The organism is Burkholderia sp. BCC0097 (genome assembly GCF_902832985.1).
Taxonomy (GTDB): Bacteria; Pseudomonadota; Gammaproteobacteria; order Burkholderiales; family Burkholderiaceae; genus Burkholderia; species Burkholderia orbicola.
In genome coordinates this window covers 55,709-72,064 of sequence record NZ_CADFDM010000011.1, presented here as the reverse complement: position 1 = coordinate 72,064, position 16,356 = coordinate 55,709, and the positions used below count along the sequence as shown (strand labels likewise).

General features: G+C 67.2%; 19 protein-coding genes and 1 tRNA gene. 8 read left to right on the top strand and 12 right to left on the bottom strand.

Annotated features, from left to right (window positions below):
- Nucleotides 1-6: 6 nt before the first annotated feature.
- Genes HWX07_RS30690 through ssuD form a run of 4 tightly spaced genes read right to left on the bottom strand, consistent with a single transcriptional unit; the run spans nt 7 to nt 3,221 of the window.
- Complete coding sequence (locus tag HWX07_RS30690) at nt 7-222, bottom strand: TOBE domain-containing protein (RefSeq protein ID WP_006476104.1); 216 nt, start codon at nt 220-222, stop codon at nt 7-9.
- Nucleotides 223-278: 56 nt separating this feature from the next.
- Nucleotides 279-1,238, bottom strand: coding sequence for an ATP-binding cassette domain-containing protein (locus tag HWX07_RS30685; RefSeq protein ID WP_175878839.1), 960 nt, complete (start codon nt 1,236-1,238; stop codon nt 279-281).
- Nucleotides 1,235-2,047 carry an aliphatic sulfonate ABC transporter permease SsuC gene (gene ssuC, locus HWX07_RS30680; protein WP_012328410.1) on the bottom strand — a complete coding sequence of 271 codons (813 nt, stop codon included), beginning with the start codon at nt 2,045-2,047 and terminating at the stop codon, nt 1,235-1,237. The genes HWX07_RS30685 and ssuC overlap by 4 nt, the downstream gene beginning before the upstream one ends.
- A 16-nt stretch (nt 2,048-2,063) precedes the next feature.
- Entirely contained in the window at nt 2,064-3,221 is a 1,158-nt protein-coding gene (gene ssuD / locus HWX07_RS30675; protein ID WP_006495307.1) for an FMNH2-dependent alkanesulfonate monooxygenase, read from the bottom strand.
- Nucleotides 3,222-3,562: 341 nt separating this feature from the next.
- Between ssuD and HWX07_RS30670 the strand changes: the two genes are divergently transcribed.
- On the top strand, nt 3,563-3,991 hold the full coding sequence (locus HWX07_RS30670; protein ID WP_175806728.1) for a hypothetical protein: 429 nt from the start codon (nt 3,563-3,565) through the stop codon (nt 3,989-3,991).
- A gap of 134 nt (nt 3,992-4,125) precedes the next feature.
- Here the strand turns inward: HWX07_RS30670 and HWX07_RS30665 are convergent, their stop codons facing one another.
- From HWX07_RS30665 to HWX07_RS30655, 3 genes are read right to left on the bottom strand one after another with little or no spacing between them, the layout of a single operon-like run.
- Complete coding sequence (locus HWX07_RS30665) at nt 4,126-5,280, bottom strand: enoyl-CoA hydratase/isomerase family protein (RefSeq protein WP_175878838.1); 1,155 nt, start codon at nt 5,278-5,280, stop codon at nt 4,126-4,128.
- A gap of 31 nt (nt 5,281-5,311) precedes the next feature.
- A complete protein-coding gene (locus HWX07_RS30660; RefSeq protein ID WP_011545307.1) occupies nt 5,312-5,650 on the bottom strand; it encodes a multidrug efflux SMR transporter in 339 nt (112 codons plus the stop codon).
- A 3-nt stretch (nt 5,651-5,653) separates the two neighbouring features.
- Entirely contained in the window at nt 5,654-6,151 is a 498-nt protein-coding gene (locus HWX07_RS30655) for a heme-degrading domain-containing protein (protein WP_175878837.1), read from the bottom strand.
- A 197-nt stretch (nt 6,152-6,348) separates the two neighbouring features.
- On the opposite strand from HWX07_RS30655, the gene HWX07_RS30650 reads away from it, so the two are divergent.
- The 7 genes from HWX07_RS30650 to HWX07_RS30620 all read left to right on the top strand — a co-directional run bounded on the left by HWX07_RS30650 (nt 6,349) and on the right by HWX07_RS30620 (nt 11,640).
- Nucleotides 6,349-6,425: transfer RNA gene (locus HWX07_RS30650), tRNA-Met, on the top strand.
- Nucleotides 6,426-6,608: 183 nt separating this feature from the next.
- Nucleotides 6,609-7,154, top strand: coding sequence for an NUDIX hydrolase (locus HWX07_RS30645; RefSeq protein ID WP_006476111.1), 546 nt, complete (start codon nt 6,609-6,611; stop codon nt 7,152-7,154).
- Between the two features lie 11 nt (nt 7,155-7,165).
- Nucleotides 7,166-7,930, top strand: a complete 765-nt coding sequence (gene aat / locus HWX07_RS30640) for a leucyl/phenylalanyl-tRNA--protein transferase (RefSeq protein ID WP_175806731.1) — start codon at nt 7,166-7,168, stop codon at nt 7,928-7,930.
- Nucleotides 7,931-7,963: 33 nt separating this feature from the next.
- The gene (locus HWX07_RS30635) at nt 7,964-8,794 is read left to right on the top strand and encodes an arginyltransferase (RefSeq protein WP_006476113.1); all 831 of its coding nucleotides are present in this window, start codon (nt 7,964-7,966) and stop codon (nt 8,792-8,794) included.
- 98 nt (nt 8,795-8,892) lie between these two features.
- Nucleotides 8,893-9,930, top strand: a complete 1,038-nt coding sequence (locus HWX07_RS30630; protein ID WP_175878836.1) for a quinone-dependent dihydroorotate dehydrogenase — start codon at nt 8,893-8,895, stop codon at nt 9,928-9,930.
- Nucleotides 9,931-10,030: 100 nt separating this feature from the next.
- Nucleotides 10,031-10,825 (top strand): cystine ABC transporter substrate-binding protein, encoded by a 795-nt coding sequence (locus HWX07_RS30625; protein WP_124624232.1) that lies wholly within the window; start codon nt 10,031-10,033, stop codon nt 10,823-10,825.
- Nucleotides 10,826-10,947: 122 nt separating this feature from the next.
- Nucleotides 10,948-11,640 carry an amino acid ABC transporter permease gene (locus HWX07_RS30620; RefSeq protein ID WP_175878835.1) on the top strand — a complete coding sequence of 231 codons (693 nt, stop codon included), beginning with the start codon at nt 10,948-10,950 and terminating at the stop codon, nt 11,638-11,640.
- Nucleotides 11,641-11,701: 61 nt separating this feature from the next.
- Here the strand turns inward: HWX07_RS30620 and HWX07_RS30615 are convergent, their stop codons facing one another.
- The 5 genes from HWX07_RS30615 to rlmB form a co-directional block, all read right to left on the bottom strand.
- A complete protein-coding gene (locus HWX07_RS30615) occupies nt 11,702-12,688 on the bottom strand; it encodes a Gfo/Idh/MocA family oxidoreductase (RefSeq protein WP_175878834.1) in 987 nt (328 codons plus the stop codon).
- Between the two features lie 101 nt (nt 12,689-12,789).
- Nucleotides 12,790-13,506: an FCD domain-containing protein gene (locus HWX07_RS30610; RefSeq protein WP_006476118.1), complete on the bottom strand. Its 717-nt coding sequence runs from the start codon at nt 13,504-13,506 to the stop codon at nt 12,790-12,792.
- 282 nt (nt 13,507-13,788) lie between these two features.
- Entirely contained in the window at nt 13,789-14,484 is a 696-nt protein-coding gene (rpiA, locus tag HWX07_RS30605) for a ribose-5-phosphate isomerase RpiA (RefSeq protein ID WP_175878833.1), read from the bottom strand.
- Between the two features lie 91 nt (nt 14,485-14,575).
- Nucleotides 14,576-15,448, bottom strand: a complete 873-nt coding sequence (locus HWX07_RS30600) for an N-acetylmuramoyl-L-alanine amidase (protein WP_175878832.1) — start codon at nt 15,446-15,448, stop codon at nt 14,576-14,578.
- A gap of 133 nt (nt 15,449-15,581) precedes the next feature.
- On the bottom strand, nt 15,582-16,325 hold the full coding sequence (gene rlmB, locus HWX07_RS30595; RefSeq protein WP_023474772.1) for a 23S rRNA (guanosine(2251)-2'-O)-methyltransferase RlmB: 744 nt from the start codon (nt 16,323-16,325) through the stop codon (nt 15,582-15,584).
- Nucleotides 16,326-16,356: the final 31 nt, after the last annotated feature.

The window sequence follows — 16,356 nt, the reverse complement described above, 5'->3', positions numbered from 1 at the left end:
GCGCGCTCAGAGACGCGCGATCGAGACTTCCGTCGACTTCACGAGCGCGACGACTTCGGCGCCGACCTTCAGTTCGAGTTCGTCCACCGAACGGGTGGTGATCACCGACGTGACGATGCCGAACGGCGTCTCGACGTCGACTTCGGAGACCACGGACCCGCGAATGATCTCCTTGACCTTGCCCTTGAACTGGTTTCGTACGTTGATTGCAGTGATGCTCATCGGGATGATCGCTCCGAAGAAAAAAGTCTCAGAACGGGCGGCCGAAGCCGCCCGGATTAAACGGCCCAGCGGATCTGCCCGACCGGTCGAACCTTGTCTGTTTCATGCTCGGCCTCGCGATCGACCGCGCCGGGGCCGCCGGCGAGCACGCGTTTCAGCACGCGATCCTCCAGCGCCGCGAATGCGGCCGACGCGCGAGCACGCGGCCGGTCGAGCGGCACCGGCTGGTCGAGCGCCACCCGCCCCTGCTCGATCAGCAGGATGCGATCGCCGAGCGCGACGGCCTCCTGCACGTCGTGGGTGACAAGCAGCGCGGTGAACCGATGCTCGCGCCACAGGCGCTCGATCAGCGCATGCATCTCGATGCGGGTGAGCGCATCCAGCGCGCCGAGCGGCTCGTCGAGCAGCAGCAGTTGCGGCCGGTGCACGAGCGCGCGGGCCAGTGCAACGCGCTGCCGCTGGCCGCCCGACAGTTGCGCGGGCCAGTCGTTCGCGCGTTCCAGCAGCCCGACTTCGTCGAGCACCGCGCGGGCCTGGTCGCGCGCACCGCGGCCGAGGCCCAGCATCACGTTCTGCAGCACGCTTTTCCACGGCAGCAGGCGCGCATCCTGGTACATGATCCGTGTATCGAGCACGCCGCCACCCTCGCCGCGCGTCACGAGCGCGCCGCTGCTCGGCTGCTCCAGCCTCGCGACGAGACGCAGCAGCGTCGATTTCCCGCAGCCGCTGCGGCCGACGATCGCGACGAAGCTGCCGCGCGCGATGCCGAGCTCGACGTTGTCGAGCACCGTGCGCGCGCCGAAGCGCTTGCTGACGCCCGACAGCGTGACCGCGTCGTCGGGTGCCGTACCGCCCGCGCGCCGCCGCGCGAGCGGCACGACCGATGCGCTGCCATCATGTTCGAGGATCGCCGCGTCACGCGCATCGCTGTCCGCGACGCGAGCCTGTGCCAGCTCGGCCTCGAGGTCTGCGCCGGCGAGCGGGCCGTAGGCGGCCGCCGAAGTCGTCGCATTCATGCCTTTGCTCCTGATTGATAGGCGGGGTGCCAGCGCAGCGTCACGCGCTCGATCCATTTCGCCAGCACATCGGCCAGCTTGCCGAGCACCGCGTACAGCAGGATGCCGACCACCACCACGTCGGTTTGCAGGAATTCACGCGCGTTCATCGTCATGTAGCCGATGCCCGACTGCGCGGAGATCGTTTCCGCGACGATCAGCATCACCCACATCAGGCCGAGCGCGAAACGCACGCCGACGAGAATCGACGGCAATGCGCCGGGCAGGATCACGTCGCGGTACAGCGCGAAGCCGCGCACGCCGTAGCTCTTCGCCATCTCGATCAGGTTCGCGTCGACCGAGCGAATCCCGTGATACGTGTTGATGTAGACGGGGAAGAACACGCCGAGCGCGACGAGGAACAGCTTCGCCTTCTCGTCGATGCCGAACCACAGGATCACGAGCGGGATCATCGCGAGCGCCGGGATGTTGCGGATCATCTGGATCGTCGAGTCGAGCGCGACCTCGGCGGCCTTCGACAGGCCGGTCGCAAGCCCCAGCGCAAGGCCGACGCCACCGCCGATCGCGAAGCCGAACAGCGCGCGCCACGTGCTCACTTTCACGTTCGCCCACATTTCGCCCGACGTCACGAGCGACCAGGCGGCGCGCACGACCGCCACCGGCTCGGGCAGCACGCGGGTCGACAGCCAGCCGGTGCGCGCACCGACTTCCCACACCACCAGCAACGCGAGCGGCACGAGCCACGGCGCGACGCCGCGCCACGCGCGGGCGGCCACGGCAGCGCCCGTCGTCGACGTTTTCGTTGTCATCGCAAGCCTCCGTCGCTCAGCTCTGGCTCGTCTTCGGCAGATAGTTGTTGCCGACGATCTCGCCGAACGGCCCCGACAGCGGACCGGCCGCCTTCTCGACGCCCTTGCCCTTGATCAGCGGGAACACGAGTTCCGCGAAGCGATACGACTCCTCGAGGTGCGGATAGCCGGACAGGATGAACGTCTCGATGCCGAGATCCGCGTATTCGCGCATCCGTTCCGCGACCTGCTCGGGATTGCCGACGAGCGCCGTGCCGGCGCCGCCGCGCACGAGCCCCACGCCGGCCCACAGGTTCGGATAGACCTCGAGCGCCTCGCGGCCGCCGCGCTTGCCGCCGTGCAGCGCGGCCATCCGGCGCTGGCCTTCCGAATCCATGTTCGCAAACGCTTTCTGCGCCCGCGCGATCGTGTCGTCGTCGAGCCGGCTGATCAACCGCTCGGCGTCACGCCATGCCTCGTCCTCGGTCTCGCGCACGATCACGTGCAGGCGGATACCGAACTTGATCTTGCGGCCGCGCGCGTCGGCACGGGCGCGGATGTCGGCGATCTTCTTCGCGACGGCCTCGGGCGGCTCGCCCCAGGTCAGGTAGGTATCGATGTGATCGGCGGCGATCGCGTGAGCGGCCGGCGACGAACCGCCGAACCACAGCGGCGGATGCGGATGCTGGACTGGCGGATAAAGCGCCTTGCCGCCTTTCGACTGCAGGTGCTTGCCGATGTAGTCGAACCCGTCGTTGTCGTGCGACGCGGCGAGCAGCCCGCGCCAGATGTTCAGGAAATCGTCGGTGATCTCGTAGCGCGTGTCGTGATCGGCGAACAGGCCGTCGCCTTCGAGCTCGGCCGCATCGCCGCCCGTGACGACGTTGATCAGCAGGCGGCCGCCCGACAGGCGGTCGAAGGTCGCGGCCATCCGCGCGGCGAGCCCCGGCGAAGCGATGCCGGGACGCACGGCGACCAGGAATTTCAGGCGCTGCGTCGCAGGAATGAGGCTTGACGCGACAACCCACGCATCCTCGCAGGAACGGCCGGTCGGCAGCAGCACGCCGTCGTAGCCGAGCGTGTCCGCCGCCACGGCGACCTGCTTGAAATAATCGTAGTCCGCGGCGCGCGCGCCTTCGGCCGTGCCGAGATAGCGGCTGTCGCCATGCGTGGGAATAAACCAGAACACATTCATCTGCTGCTCCTGCTTGACTGTCACTGCCGAAATTTGAAAAAAACGTCGCCCTGCTCGCGTCGCGGATGAACGACGCATGCATGGTGTGCATTCGAATCGGGATGGCTCGCCGGTCAGGCCGTGCAGCGGACGAGGACGCGATCGCACGGCTGTTTCTGAGGAACCAGTCTAGGGATCGGTACAGGGCTTTGGAACGATTTTTTTGAGCTTAGGTTTTCCGCTTTCGTGATTAGCACGACGCTGGAGCGAATATCGCCGCGGCCGGGCCCTATAATGGCGCACCTATCCGAATAACTCCGCGCATACGGCTTCGGCCGTGCGCGCCTGCGGTGCACTCATCGATGCAGAAAGTCATCCTGCCCTTCCTGTCCGGCTTCCTGGCCGCACTGTTCTTCCGCGAGGCCACGCTCGCCCTCCTCCACACGGCCGATCTGATCGCCGCAACCGGCTTCTCGACACAACCGTTCGCGCCGCTCGGCATTCCTGAATTTGTCGCGAATGCGCTGATCAGCGCGTGCTGCGCGATTCCGATGGCGTGGTTGTTGCGCGTGTCGCCGGAACGCGAAGCATCGTGGATCGGCGCGCTCGTGTTCGGCGGTATCGTGCTGACGGCCGCCCGCGTGTTCGCGATCGATCCGCTGCGCGGCATCTGGCCGTCGGGCAACATGATGCCCGTGCTCGCGGCCAGCTTCGCGGCGAACGCGGTATGGGGCTTCGGCGCGCTCGTGTTCATGCGCGCCTTCATGTCGGACGACGCGGGCGACGAGTAACGCCGGCGCGGACGACGCGGCCTTCGGGCCCGGACCGGCCGACATCCATGAAAAAGGCCGCGTGCATCGTGCACGCGGCCTTTTCGTTTCTTCCCCGCGCACCGATCCTTCCGCGCGAGTCAGCCCGATCGACGTCAGTCCTTCAACTGGCGCAGCGGATGCGTGTCGGGCGTCCACGGGCTGTCGAACATCGCGAGCACGTCGGCGCGCCCGACGTCGGCGGCCGACTTGAAGCGCCACACCGGCTGGTGATCCTTGTCGACGATCAGCGCGCGCACGCCTTCGATCACGTCGCCGCGCGCGAAGGTCGAGCGCGTGAGATCGAGATCGCGCCGCAGGCAATCGGCCATCGTCGCGCCGCGCGCGCGTTCGACGACTTCGAGCGACACGGCCATCGACAGCGGCGACAACTGCTCGCGCATCGCGTGGGTCGCCTTCTCGACCCACCCGTCGACCGCCGCGCAATCCGGCTCGGCGTCGAGCGATGCGAGGATCGCGTCGAGGTCGGGCTGCGCGAAATGCCGGTCGATCCCGGCGCGCGCGTCGGCGAGCGCCGATGTATCGGGCGTCGGCACGACCTTGTGCGCGGCGGCCGCGTCGGTCACGCACGCGACGGCCTGCGCGCCGCTGTCGATGCGCGTGCCGCGCAGCGTGTCGAGCAGCGCCGGCAGCGCGGCATCGGGCAGATAGACGTCGGCGAGTTGCGCGTACAGCGCGCCGGCCGCGTCGAGCGTGGCGCCGGTCACCGCGAGATAGCGGCCGATCGCGCCGGGCGTGCGCGCGAGAAACCAGCTCATCCCGACGTCCGGAAACAGGCCGATGCGCGTTTCCGGCATCGCCATCTTCGTCGAGTCGGTCACGACGCGCAGGCCGCCCGTATGCCGCGCCGCCTGCGAAATCCCCATGCCGCCGCCCATCACGACGCCGTGCATCAGCGCGATGTACGGCTTCGGATACGTGAAGATCGCATGGTTCAGCGTGTATTCCTCGATGAAGAACGTATCGACCGCAACGCGGTCGCCGCGCTGCCACGCATCGTGGAAGAAGCGCACGTCGCCGCCCGCGCAGAATGCGCGCGGATGCGGGCTGTGCACGACGACCGCGACGACGTCGGGATCCTCGCGCCACGCATCGAGCGCCTGCTGCATCAGCCGGATCATGCCGACCGACAGCGCATTCAGCGCCTTCGGCCGGTTCAGTTCGAGAAAGCCGATGCGGTTCGCGACGTACGCGCGCACGTCGGGCTGGGCGGATTCGGCGGACACGGCGGCGGAAGTGGAATCGGTCATGAAGGTCATCCGGCAAACGGCAGTCGCACGCTCAGTGCGCCTGCATCTTCGAGAACAGGTTCAGCACCACGACGCCCGCGATGATCAACCCGAGGCCGATCACCGCCGGCACGTCCGGCACCTGGCGATAGAGCAGCATCGCGACGAGCGTGATCAGCACGATGCCGGCGCCCGACCAGACTGCATAGATGATGCCGACGGGCATCGTGCGCAACGTGAGCGACAGGCAGTAGAACGCGACGCCGTAGCCGGCGACAACGAGCACCGACGGCCAGAGGCGCGTGAAGCCGTCCGCCGCGCGCAGCGCGGATGTGCCGATCACTTCCGCGACGATCGCGATCGCGAGCCATGCGTAACCGGGCAGTTGCATCGCTCAGCTCCTTGCGAGGGCCAGTACCGCGTAGTCGTGACCGAGCTCCGCACACAGCGCCTCGACGACGAACTCGTGGTCCGCGCGCTGCGGCAACCCGGACGCGGTGATCGAGCCGATCACGCCGGCGCCGGCCACGGTCAGCGGAAACGAACCGCCGTGCGACGCATATTCGGCGACCGGCAACCCGTGCTTGTCCGCGAGCGTCGCGCCGGCCTGCTGCATGCGCAGGCCGATCGCGTACGAACTGCGGCGAAAATGCGCGACGACGTTGCGCTTGCGGCGCACCCAGTCGGCGTTGTCGGGCGTGGCTCCGCCGAGCGCCGCATAGAACAGCGGCTGGCCGAACGTGACGATGTCGATCGCGATCGCATGACCGCGCGACGTCGCGAGCGCATGCATCCGGTTGCCGAGCGCCCACGCGCGGGCCGGGTCGAAATGGGGAAACACGAGCGCCTGTTCCTGCGCGCCGATCGATTGCAGATCGTGAGCAATGTCCATGAATCCGTCGATGCAGTAATGAGAGTCGCAACGGCGCCGATGCGATCGCGCAGGGCCGCTGCCGGGATGACGACACAAACCGCTCGATTCTAGCGCACGTGCCTTTCCGTACCGGCCCCACCAGCGCTCGTCATGCGATTGTCAGAAAACACTTGCACGCATTCGGGTTAGCCCATATAATTCATTTCTTCGACGGACGCGGGGTGGAGCAGTCTGGCAGCTCGTCGGGCTCATAACCCGAAGGTCGTAGGTTCAAATCCTACCCCCGCAACCAACCGTCCAGAATTTCGCAAAAAGCCCGGCTTCGCGCCGGGCTTTTTGTTTTCGCGCGGCCCAACGCGGCGCCCGCTTCGCTCGCTCACCCACTGTTTCGCACGACACGCCGCCCCATGCGCAGGCGTTCGAGAATGCCGCGGCCCGGTGATACACTCGCATCACCTCGTCCCTTCCATTCGACATGAAATTCTGCTCCGTCTGCGGTCACGAAGTCCTCGCGCGCATTCCTCCGGGCGACAACCGCGAGCGCTTCGTCTGCGATCACTGCGGCACGATCCACTATCAGAATCCGCGCAACGTCGTCGGCACGGTGCCGGTCTGGGGCGACCAGATCCTGCTGTGCCGCCGCGCGATCGAACCGCGCTACGGATTCTGGACGCTGCCGGCGGGCTTCATGGAAATGGGCGAGACGACCGCGGAAGCCGCCGCGCGCGAAACGCTCGAGGAAGCCGGCGCGCGCGTCGAGGTGCAGAACCTGTTCACGCTGCTCAACGTGCCGCACGTGCACCAGGTCCACCTGTTCTATCTTGCGCGGCTCACCGATCCGGGTTTCGAAGCCGGCGAGGAAAGCCTCGAAGTGAAACTGTTCGACGAAGCCGACATCCCCTGGGACGAGATCGCGTTCCCGACCGTCAGCCAGACCCTGCGCTTCTTCTTCGCGGATCGCGCCGCCGGCGACTACGGCGTGCACACCGGCGATATCTTCCGCTCGCTGCGCAACGGCTGAGCCCCGCACCCATGGTTCCCTGGCTCGGCCCGGACGATCCGTTTCCGTCCATCGAACGCGCGCTCGGTCCCGCGACCGGGGCGCCCGGGCTGCTCGCCGCGAGCGCCGACCTGCTGCCGTCGCGGCTCATCGACGCCTACCTGCGCGGCATCTTCCCGTGGTACTCGGACGGCCAGCCGGTGCTGTGGTGGAGCCCCGACCCGCGCATGATCCTCGTGCCGGCCGAATTCAAGGTATCGCCGTCGCTGCGCAAGACGCTGAAGCGCGTGCTGCGCACGCCGGAATGGGAAGTGCGCGTCGATCACGATTTTGCCGGCGTGATGCGGGCATGCGCCCAGGCGCCGCGCCGCGGGCAGCGCGGCACGTGGATCACCGCCGAGATCATCGACGCCTATACGTCGCTCTACCGCTCCGGCAACGCGCACAGCATCGAGACGTGGCACGACGGGCGCCGCGTCGGCGGCCTGTACGGCGTGTCGTTCGGCCGGATGTTTTTCGGCGAGTCGATGTATGCGGACGTGACCGATGCGTCGAAAATCGCGCTGGCCGCGCTCATCGCGCACCTTCGCGAGCAGGGGCTGGAGATGATAGACTGCCAGCAGAATACGTCGCATCTAGCGTCGCTCGGCGGCCGCGAGATCGCACGCAAGGCCTTTGTCGCTCACGTGCGCAGCGCGGTAGCCGAACCGCCGATTCCGTGGCAGTTCGACAAGCGCGTGCTCGCCGCGCTGACGAGCCCCGCCGAAACGGCGGCGCCCACCAGGACCGAGCGCTAGCGCGGCACTCCTTCCCTGCATCGAGAGCTGCCCATGACTCACCCGACTGAGCTGCCGCTTTCACCGCTTTCGGCGCTGCAATTCTATGCAACGGCGCCCTATCCGTGCAGCTATCTGGACGGCCGCATCGCGCGCTCGCAAGTCGCGACGCCGAGCCACCTGATCAATTCCGACATCTACACCGAGCTCGTGAAGGCCGGCTTCCGCCGCTCGGGCGTCTTCACGTACCGCCCGTACTGCGACGGCTGCCGCGCCTGCGTGCCGGTGCGCGTGCCGGTCGGCGAGTTCGCGCCGACGCGCACGCAGCGCAGGATGTGGAAGCGGCACCGCGCGCTGGTCGCGACAGTCTCGCCGCTGCACTACGACGAAGAGCACTACGCGCTCTACATGCGCTACCAGTCCGCGCGCCACGCGGGCGGCGGCATGGATCGCGACAGCCGCGACCAGTACGAACAATTCCTGCTGCAAAGCCGGATCAACTCGCGCCTCGTCGAATTCCGCGACCTCGACGCACCGGGCGGCGAACCCGGCAAGCTGCGGATGGTCAGCATGATCGACATCCTCGGCGACGGGCTGTCGTCGGTCTATACGTTCTTCGAGCCGGACGACCGGCACACGAGCTACGGCACCTACAACATCCTGTGGCAGATCGAGCAGGCGAAGAGCCTCGGGCTGCCCTACGTATACCTCGGCTACTGGATCCGCGAGAGCCCGAAGATGGCCTACAAGGCGAACTTCCACCCGCTCGAAGGGCTGATCGACGGCCGCTGGAAGACGCTCGATCCGGAACGGATCGACCTGCCGCCCGTGGACGCGGCGCTGGCGCGCGCACCCTTGCCGGGCGGGCATTCCGGCTCGGGCTGACGCGCGCCGCGGAGGCTACGAAGCAAAGCACGCCCGTGCCGCGCAACTCCCGGTAAAATAGCGGGTTGTCATTCATTCCGGCTGTCCGCCCAACTCCCGTGTTCAGTTCCCTCTACCCGCTGGCCCGCGCATCCCTGTTCAAAATGGATGCGGAAGACGCTCACCACCTCACGCTGCGCGCGCTCGGCGCGGCCGGCCGCACGGGCCTCGCCTGCGCGCTGTCCGCCCGCGTGCCCGACGCGCCGCGCACCGTGATGGGGCTCACGTTCCGCAATCCGGTGGGCCTCGCGGCCGGCCTCGACAAGGACGGCGCGGCCATCGACGGCCTCGCGGCGCTCGGCTTCGGCTTCATCGAGGTCGGCACGGTCACGCCGCGCCCCCAGCCCGGCAACCCGCGCCCGCGGATGTTCCGGCTGCCGCAGGCCGAGGCGCTGATCAACCGGATGGGCTTCAACAACCACGGCGTCGACCAGTTCGTGAAAAACGTCCAGGCCGCCCGCTATCGCGGCATCCTAGGCCTGAACATCGGCAAGAACGCCGACACGCCGATCGAACGCGCCGCCGAGGATTACCTGTACTGCCTCGAGCGCGTGTACCCGTTCGCGAGCTACGTGACGATCAACATCTCGTCGCCGAACACGAAGAACCTGCGCCAGTTGCAGGGCGCGGGCGAACTCGACGCACTGCTCGCAGCGCTGAAGGACAAGCAGCAGCGCCTGGCCGACCTGCACGGCAAGCTCGTGCCGCTCGCGCTGAAGATCGCCCCCGATCTCGACGACGAACAGGTCAAGGAAATCGGCGACACGCTGCTGCGCCACAAGATCGAAGCGGTGATCGCCACCAATACGACGCTGTCGCGCGCGGCCGTCCAGGGCCTGCCGCACGCGGACGAAGCCGGCGGCCTGTCGGGCCGCCCCGTGTTCGACGCGTCGAACGAAGTGATCCGCAAGCTGCACGCGGAAGTCGGCAACGACGTGCCGATCATCGGCGTCGGCGGCATTTTCTCGGGCGAGGACGCCCGTGCGAAGCTGGCGGCCGGCGCGGCGCTCGTCCAGCTCTATACCGGCTTCATCTATCGCGGCCCGGCACTCGTATCCGAATGCGTGAAGGCGATCGCCCGCGAACGCAACGCGTAATATAGGCATAAACAAACTGTATTTAATGATTGATAGCGTTTTTGCTATCATCGGCTTCACGATCAGAATCATTGACCCGGACAGGGCAAGGACACACACGATGAAATTTTCGCTGCTGAAGAAATTGCTGGTTGCCGGCGCGATCGGCGCGTCGTTCGCCGCGTCGACCGCGCATGCGGCCGACCTTCTCGATCAGGTCAAGCAACGCGGCACGCTGCGCGTCGGCCTCGAGGGCACGTTCCCGCCGTTCAACTCGAAGAGCCCGCAAGGCGAACTCGTCGGCTTCGACGTCGACATCGCGAAAGCCGTCGCCGCGAAGCTCGGCGTGAAGGCCGAATTCGTGACGACCGAGTGGAGCGGCATCATCGCGGGCCTGCAGGCCGGCAAGTTCGACGTAATCGCCAACCAGGTCGGCATCACCGACAAGCGCAAGGAAACGCTCGACTTCTCGCCGGCGTACACGTACTCGTCCGCGCAGCTGATCCAGCGCAAGGACGACACGCGCCAGTTCAAGTCGCTGGAAGACCTGAAGGGCAAGAAGCTCGGCGTCGCGCTCGGCACGAACTACATGGACATGGCGAAATCGGTGCCGGGCATCGACGTGAAGACGTACCCGGGCGCGCCCGAGTACCTGCGCGATCTCGCGGCCGGCCGCCTCGACGCGGCGCTCAACGACCGCCTGATGCTCGCGTACCTGACGAAGAATTCGCAATTGCCGCTGCGCCCGGGCGCGAACGTCGGTTCGGCGAACCCGTCGGGCATCCCGTTCAAGAAGGGCAACCCGAAGTTCCAGAAGGCGATCGACGACGCGATGGCGCAACTCGAGGCCGACGGCACGTTCACGAAGATCTCCGACAAGTGGTTCGGCATCGACGTGACGAAACCGATCAAGTAAGCACGCCTGCATTTCCCGCCTGACGGCGGGCCGGAAAGGGCGGCATCCGCAACGATGCCGCCCTTTGTTTTATCGGCCCGGTTTATGATTGCGCTTTCGCGCACGCATTCGATTCGCACCCCATGTCGACAACGTCCCTGCTCGTCCAATCGCTGCCGGTGCTCGCCCAGGGCGCCGTCCTGACCGTCAAGTTCGCCGTGCTGTCGATGGTGTTCGGCCTGCTTGGCGCCGTCGTGCTCGCGATGATGGGCATCCGGCAGAGCGAAGCGCTCGACGGCTTCGAGCGCATCTGGGTCAACTCGCTCGCGTGGCTGGCACGCGCGTACGTGAGCCTGATGCGCGGCACGCCGCTGCTCGTGCAGATCTTCGTCATCTATTACGGGCTGCCGAGCCTCGGCATCTCGCTCGATCCGACGCCGGCCGGCGTCATCGCGCTGTCCGCGAACGTCGCGGCCTACATGTCGGAAAGCATGCGCGGCGCGATCAACGGGATCGCGCGCGGCCAGTGGCTCGCCGCGTACAGCCTCGGGCTGTCGTGGGGGCAGACGCTTCGCTACGTGATCGGCCCGCAGGCGCTGCGCATCGCGGTGCCGAGCCTGTCGAACAGCCTGATCAGCCTGATCAAGGACACGTCGCTCGTGTCCGTGATCACCGTGACCGAACTGCTGCGCAGCGCGCAGGAAGTGATCGCGGCGACCTATCAGCCGCTGCCGCTCTATCTCGCCGCCGCGGCCGTGTACTGGGTCCTGTGCCAGATCCTCGAATGGGTGCAGCGCTGGTACGAAAAGCGCCTGTCGCTGCCGTCGCGACACTGAGCCGCGCCGTTGCGCCGGGCCGCGCTCGCGGGCCCGGCCGCCTCCTTTTCGCCTGTTCCCCCTATTCGCCCGAATAGCGCACGCCGAGCACGGCGCGCGCCGCATCGGTCATTGCGATCATCTGCCGCGAATGGTCGTGCGTCATGATCGGGCTTTCGGTCCGGCCCGCACGCAGCAGGTCGCAGAAATGCGCGGTTTCGTAGTTCAGCCCGCCGCCTTCGGCCGGTGCCTCGAGTTCGACGGTGCGCCCGTCCGCGTAGCGGATCGTCGCACGCGCGGGGTTCCACCACTTCTCGTGAATCGTCACGTGGCCGCCCGCCGCGGCGATCAGCGCATCGCCGCGCCCCATCACGTCGAGGCCGCAAAAGAGCTGCGCGATCCCGCCGTTCGCATGCACGCTGTTCAGGCTCGCGAACAGGTCGACACCCGTCGCACCGACGCGGCCGAGCGTCTGCACGTCGCGCGCGGCGCCGAGCCAGTCGACGGCAAGAAACGCCTCGTAGATGCCGATGTCGAGCAGTGCGCCGCCCGCGCGATCGAGCCGATAGACGGAATGGTCCTCCGGCACCGATGACGATGCGCAGCCCGCCCGCACAAGCCGGATCTCACCGATCGGATCGTCACGCAGGTGCGCACGCAACTGACGGTACAGCGGGAAGAATGGCGGCTTCATCGCCTCCATGAAGAGCAACCTGGCATTACGCGCCGCGTGCAGCACCGTGTCGAGTTGCGCGGCGTTCAGCGCCGCGGGTTTCTCGCACAGCACGGCCTTGCCGGCAGCCAGCGCGGCCAGCGTGTACTGTGCGTGACTGTCATGGAGCGTCGCGATGTAGATCGCGTCGATCTCGCTCGCGAGGAGCGCGTCGAGGCTCGCGGCAGGCGTGCCGCCGTATGTCTCGCAGAAGGCGGCCGCTGCGTCGGCGCGGCGGGCCCAGACGCCGGCGAGCGTGGCGCCCGGCACGTGTGCGAGGCTTTGCGCGAAGCGGCGCGCAATGCTGCCTGCACCGACGATGCCGAATCGCACCGGGCGATGGTCGTTGTCGTTCATCCTGATCTTCCGTGTCGGTCGTATGACGGTAGCCGGCACGCTGCCGGCCGGCCGTCATGATAAACGGCCCGGCGGCACACGGATGAGCAACGCGCGCCGCGTCAGGCACGCACCGGCACGTCGACCGAGAAATCGCGCGAAATCTCGTCCGCGCTGAAATCGATCAGCGCGAGCGAGGCCGCTTCGGCTTCGCGCGGGTCGCGCCGCTCGATCGCATCGACGACACGCGCGTGCGCCTTCACCGCAATGTCGTGCGCGCCTTCCTTCTGCACGACGCGCGGATTCACGAGACGCACTGCTCCGCGCACGATCGCCGCCATCTGCTGGAAGAACTGGTTGCCGCTCGCCTGGACGATCCGCGTATGCAGCAACTCGTCCGCCGTGTCGTAGCCGGGGTCGCCCGGCTGCAACACCTTGAACGCATCGAACGCTTCGCGAATGCCCGCGATGTCGGCCGCCGTCGCACGCACCGCCGCCTGCGCGGTCGCGCGTGGTTCGATCAGCATCCTGAATTCGATGACGTCGCGCATGAACTGCGGATCGGGCTTTGCCCGAAATCGCCAGCTCACGACGTCTTCGTCGATCATCCGCCAGTCGCGCATCGGCCGCACGCGCGTACCGACTTTCGGACGCACGTCGAGCATGTCGCGCGCAAGCAACATCGACAACGCTTCCCGCATCACCGTGCGGCTCACATCGAACTCTTTCGACAGCACGTCCTGCGGCGGCAAGATGCCGCCGTACTTGTCTTCGACGATACCCGCGACAAGCCCATCCATCACTTTGGCGACCAGTGACCGGTCTTTGCCCTGCTCCATGACACCTCCCCGTGCGTCGATTTGCGAACACCTGCTCCGCAGTTCCGCCGGCCCTGGTTACTACTCTGTTCTTATGATCTATAAGTTGATGAGTTCGACGATATTTCGCTATCTGGTAAACACCTGACAGGGTTATCCCTCTTTTGAACGAGGTGATTTATACGGCTAAAAAAAAGGCCCGGGAAGCGCGCCGCGCCTGCCGGACCCCGGTTTCCACAAGATTTAACCATCCAATCCATGACGGCCGATACCGCGCCGTTACGGACTGCTTCTCATTCAGTTTTAGCCAGCCGGATAGACGATCGTTTCAACGCCGGTTTCCGTGCCAAGCAAGCACAGATTCGCGCCGCGTTCGGCGAACAGACCAACCGTCACGACGCCCGGCCATGCGTTCACCTGCGCTTCGAAACCGCGCGGATCGGCGATCTGCAGGCCCTTCACGTCGATGATCTCGTTGCCGTTGTCGGTGATGTAGGGCGCGCCGTCCTTCGTCACGCGCAGCACGGGCACGCCGCCGAGCGCGGTCACGCGCCGGCCGATCGCCGTGCGCGCCATCGGCACGACCTCGATCGGCAGCGGGAACGCGCCGAGCACCGGCACGCGCTTGCTGGCGTCCGCGATGCAGACGAACGTATCGGCCACCGACGCCACGATCTTCTCGCGCGTCAGCGCGCCGCCGCCGCCCTTGATCATCGCGCCGCCGGCGTCGATCTCGTCGGCGCCGTCGACGTACACCTGCAGCGACTCGATCTCGTTCAGATCGAACACCTTGATGCCGTGCGATTTCAGGCGTTCGGTCGTGGCAATCGAGCTCGACACGGCGCCGCGATAGCGCGTTTTGACGGCGGCGAGCGCGTCGATGAAGCAGTTGGCGGTCGAGCCGGTGCCGACACCGATCACGGCGCCTTCCGGCACGTTCTGGATCACGTAATCGGCGGCGGCCTGGCCGACGAGGCGTTTGAGTTCGTCTTGAGTCATGGCGTGGTAATGCTGCTGGATTGCGGAAAACCGCCAGTTTACCGGAGTCGGTGGGCGCCCCGCGTTTTTCGGCGTGCGATACGCCGCGTATTCAGGGCGTGTCGGCCGCCGGTGCGGGGTCCGCCGCTTGCGTGCCGGGAAAGTACTTGTCGAGCAGCGCCTGCGCGATCGCGTCGCTTTCCGCGTCCGGATTGCCCGCGTAGTCGGACGGCCGGAAATGCATCTGAAACGCTGCGAACACGCGCCGCGTGCGCGTGTCGAGCACGCCGTCGGTCGGCACGTCGTAGCCGTAGCGCGCGAGCTTGAGCTGCAATTCGCGCACGTCGACCGGCGCGTGCGGGTCGCGGCCGGCGAGCCGAGCGGCGACGGTCGCATCGTCCGGCCATGCGCCGACGCCGGCTTGCGCGAGCGCATGCCACGGGAACAGCGGCCCGGGATCGATCTTGCGTTGCGGGGCGATGTCGCTGTGCCCGACCACGCGCGTCGGCGGAATCCCGTAGCGCGCGACGATGTCCTTCGACAGGCGGGTCAGCGCGTCGACCTGTTCGGGCGGATACGGCTGCCAGGTGCGGTGCTGCGGATCGAGCGGGCCGCGGTTCACGTTCTCGATGCCGATCGACACCGCGTTCAGCTCGGTCGTGCCCTGCCACTCGCTGACGCCCGCGTGCCACGCGCGCCGCGCTTCCGGAACGAGCTGGTAGACGACGGGCATCCCGCGTTCGGCGCGCGGCTGCGGCGGGACGACGTAATGCACGCTGACCGAATCGCCCGTCAACGTGCGCAGCGATTTCGTCTCGTCGCTTTCCGTGTAATGCATGACGAGAAAGCGGATCCGCGAATCGGCGCCGCGCGCGTGCAGGCTCGTGTCGGCGTAGTAGGTGCCGCGTTCGACGAGCGACGGCGACGTGCAGGCCGCCAACAGGCCGAGCACGGCGCTGCAGGCGCCAATACGAAACAGGGTCATCGGTCGCGGGTTCCGGAGAGCCGCGTGCCGCCTTGCATCGGGGCACGCGTCGTTCGGGTCATTCGACGCCCGCGCATCGCGCGCGGGACGGGCGGGTCGGCCCCGGGCCAGCCCCGGGGTTCAGCCCGAAGGTTCAGCCCTTCACGCGCCGCTGGCGCACGGCTTCGTACAGGCAGACGCCGCTGGCGACCGACACGTTCAGGCTTTCCACGCTGCCGGCCATCGGGATGCTCATCACTTCGTCGCAGGTGTCGCGCGTGAGCCGGCGCATGCCTTCGCCTTCCGCGCCCATCACGAGCGCGACCGGGCCGTCGAGCTTCGTTTCGTAGAGCGTCGCCGGCGCCTCGTCCGACGTGCCGATGATCCATACGCCCGCTTCCTTCAGCTCGCGCAGCGCGCGGGCGAGGTTCGTCACCGTGATGTACGGCACCGTATCGGCCGCGCCGCTCGCCACCTTGGCCGCGGTCGCGTTCAGACCGACCGCGCGGTCACGCGGCGCGATCACCGCATGCGCGCCGGCCGAATCGGCGACCCGCAGGCACGCGCCGAGGTTGTGCGGATCGGTGACGCCGTCGAGCACGAGCAGCAGCGCGGGCCCGTTGATGCCGTCGAGCAGCTCGGACAGGTTCTGCGCAAGCGGCATGTCCTCGACGCGCGCGACGACGCCCTGATGGCGCTCGGTGTGCGCGAGGCCCCACAGACGCGTTTCGTCGGCTGCGATCAGCCGCACGCCCGCTTCCTTCGCGGCGTGCAGGAAGTCCTGCATGCGGCGGTCGCGACGCGTCTGGTCGTACAGCACCTCCGCCACCGTCGATGCATCGTGCCGCAAACGTGCGGTCACCGCATGAAAACCGTAAAGAACCTTCAGACGTGACATGACTGGAACAACCTTCGATCAAACGTGCGGC

Excerpts from the sequence above, each read along its gene's own strand:
- HWX07_RS30690 (WP_006476104.1), bottom strand. The coding sequence starts at position 222 with ATGAGCATCACTGCAATCAACGTACGAAACCAGTTCAAGGGCAAGGTC.
- HWX07_RS30685 (WP_175878839.1), bottom strand. The coding sequence starts at position 1,238 with ATGAATGCGACGACTTCGGCGGCCGCCTACGGCCCGCTCGCCGGCGCA.
- ssuC (WP_012328410.1), bottom strand. The coding sequence starts at position 2,047 with ATGACAACGAAAACGTCGACGACGGGCGCTGCCGTGGCCGCCCGCGCG.
- ssuD (WP_006495307.1), bottom strand. The coding sequence starts at position 3,221 with ATGAATGTGTTCTGGTTTATTCCCACGCATGGCGACAGCCGCTATCTC.
- HWX07_RS30670 (WP_175806728.1), top strand. The coding sequence starts at position 3,563 with ATGCAGAAAGTCATCCTGCCCTTCCTGTCCGGCTTCCTGGCCGCACTG.
- HWX07_RS30665 (WP_175878838.1), bottom strand. The coding sequence starts at position 5,280 with ATGACCGATTCCACTTCCGCCGCCGTGTCCGCCGAATCCGCCCAGCCC.
- HWX07_RS30660 (WP_011545307.1), bottom strand. The coding sequence starts at position 5,650 with ATGCAACTGCCCGGTTACGCATGGCTCGCGATCGCGATCGTCGCGGAA.
- HWX07_RS30655 (WP_175878837.1), bottom strand. The coding sequence starts at position 6,151 with ATGGACATTGCTCACGATCTGCAATCGATCGGCGCGCAGGAACAGGCG.
- HWX07_RS30645 (WP_006476111.1), top strand. The coding sequence starts at position 6,609 with ATGAAATTCTGCTCCGTCTGCGGTCACGAAGTCCTCGCGCGCATTCCT.
- aat (WP_175806731.1), top strand. The coding sequence starts at position 7,166 with ATGGTTCCCTGGCTCGGCCCGGACGATCCGTTTCCGTCCATCGAACGC.
- HWX07_RS30635 (WP_006476113.1), top strand. The coding sequence starts at position 7,964 with ATGACTCACCCGACTGAGCTGCCGCTTTCACCGCTTTCGGCGCTGCAA.
- HWX07_RS30625 (WP_124624232.1), top strand. The coding sequence starts at position 10,031 with ATGAAATTTTCGCTGCTGAAGAAATTGCTGGTTGCCGGCGCGATCGGC.
- HWX07_RS30620 (WP_175878835.1), top strand. The coding sequence starts at position 10,948 with ATGTCGACAACGTCCCTGCTCGTCCAATCGCTGCCGGTGCTCGCCCAG.
- HWX07_RS30615 (WP_175878834.1), bottom strand. The coding sequence starts at position 12,688 with ATGAACGACAACGACCATCGCCCGGTGCGATTCGGCATCGTCGGTGCA.
- HWX07_RS30610 (WP_006476118.1), bottom strand. The coding sequence starts at position 13,506 with ATGGAGCAGGGCAAAGACCGGTCACTGGTCGCCAAAGTGATGGATGGG.
- rpiA (WP_175878833.1), bottom strand. The coding sequence starts at position 14,484 with ATGACTCAAGACGAACTCAAACGCCTCGTCGGCCAGGCCGCCGCCGAT.
- HWX07_RS30600 (WP_175878832.1), bottom strand. The coding sequence starts at position 15,448 with ATGACCCTGTTTCGTATTGGCGCCTGCAGCGCCGTGCTCGGCCTGTTG.
- rlmB (WP_023474772.1), bottom strand. The coding sequence starts at position 16,325 with ATGTCACGTCTGAAGGTTCTTTACGGTTTTCATGCGGTGACCGCACGT.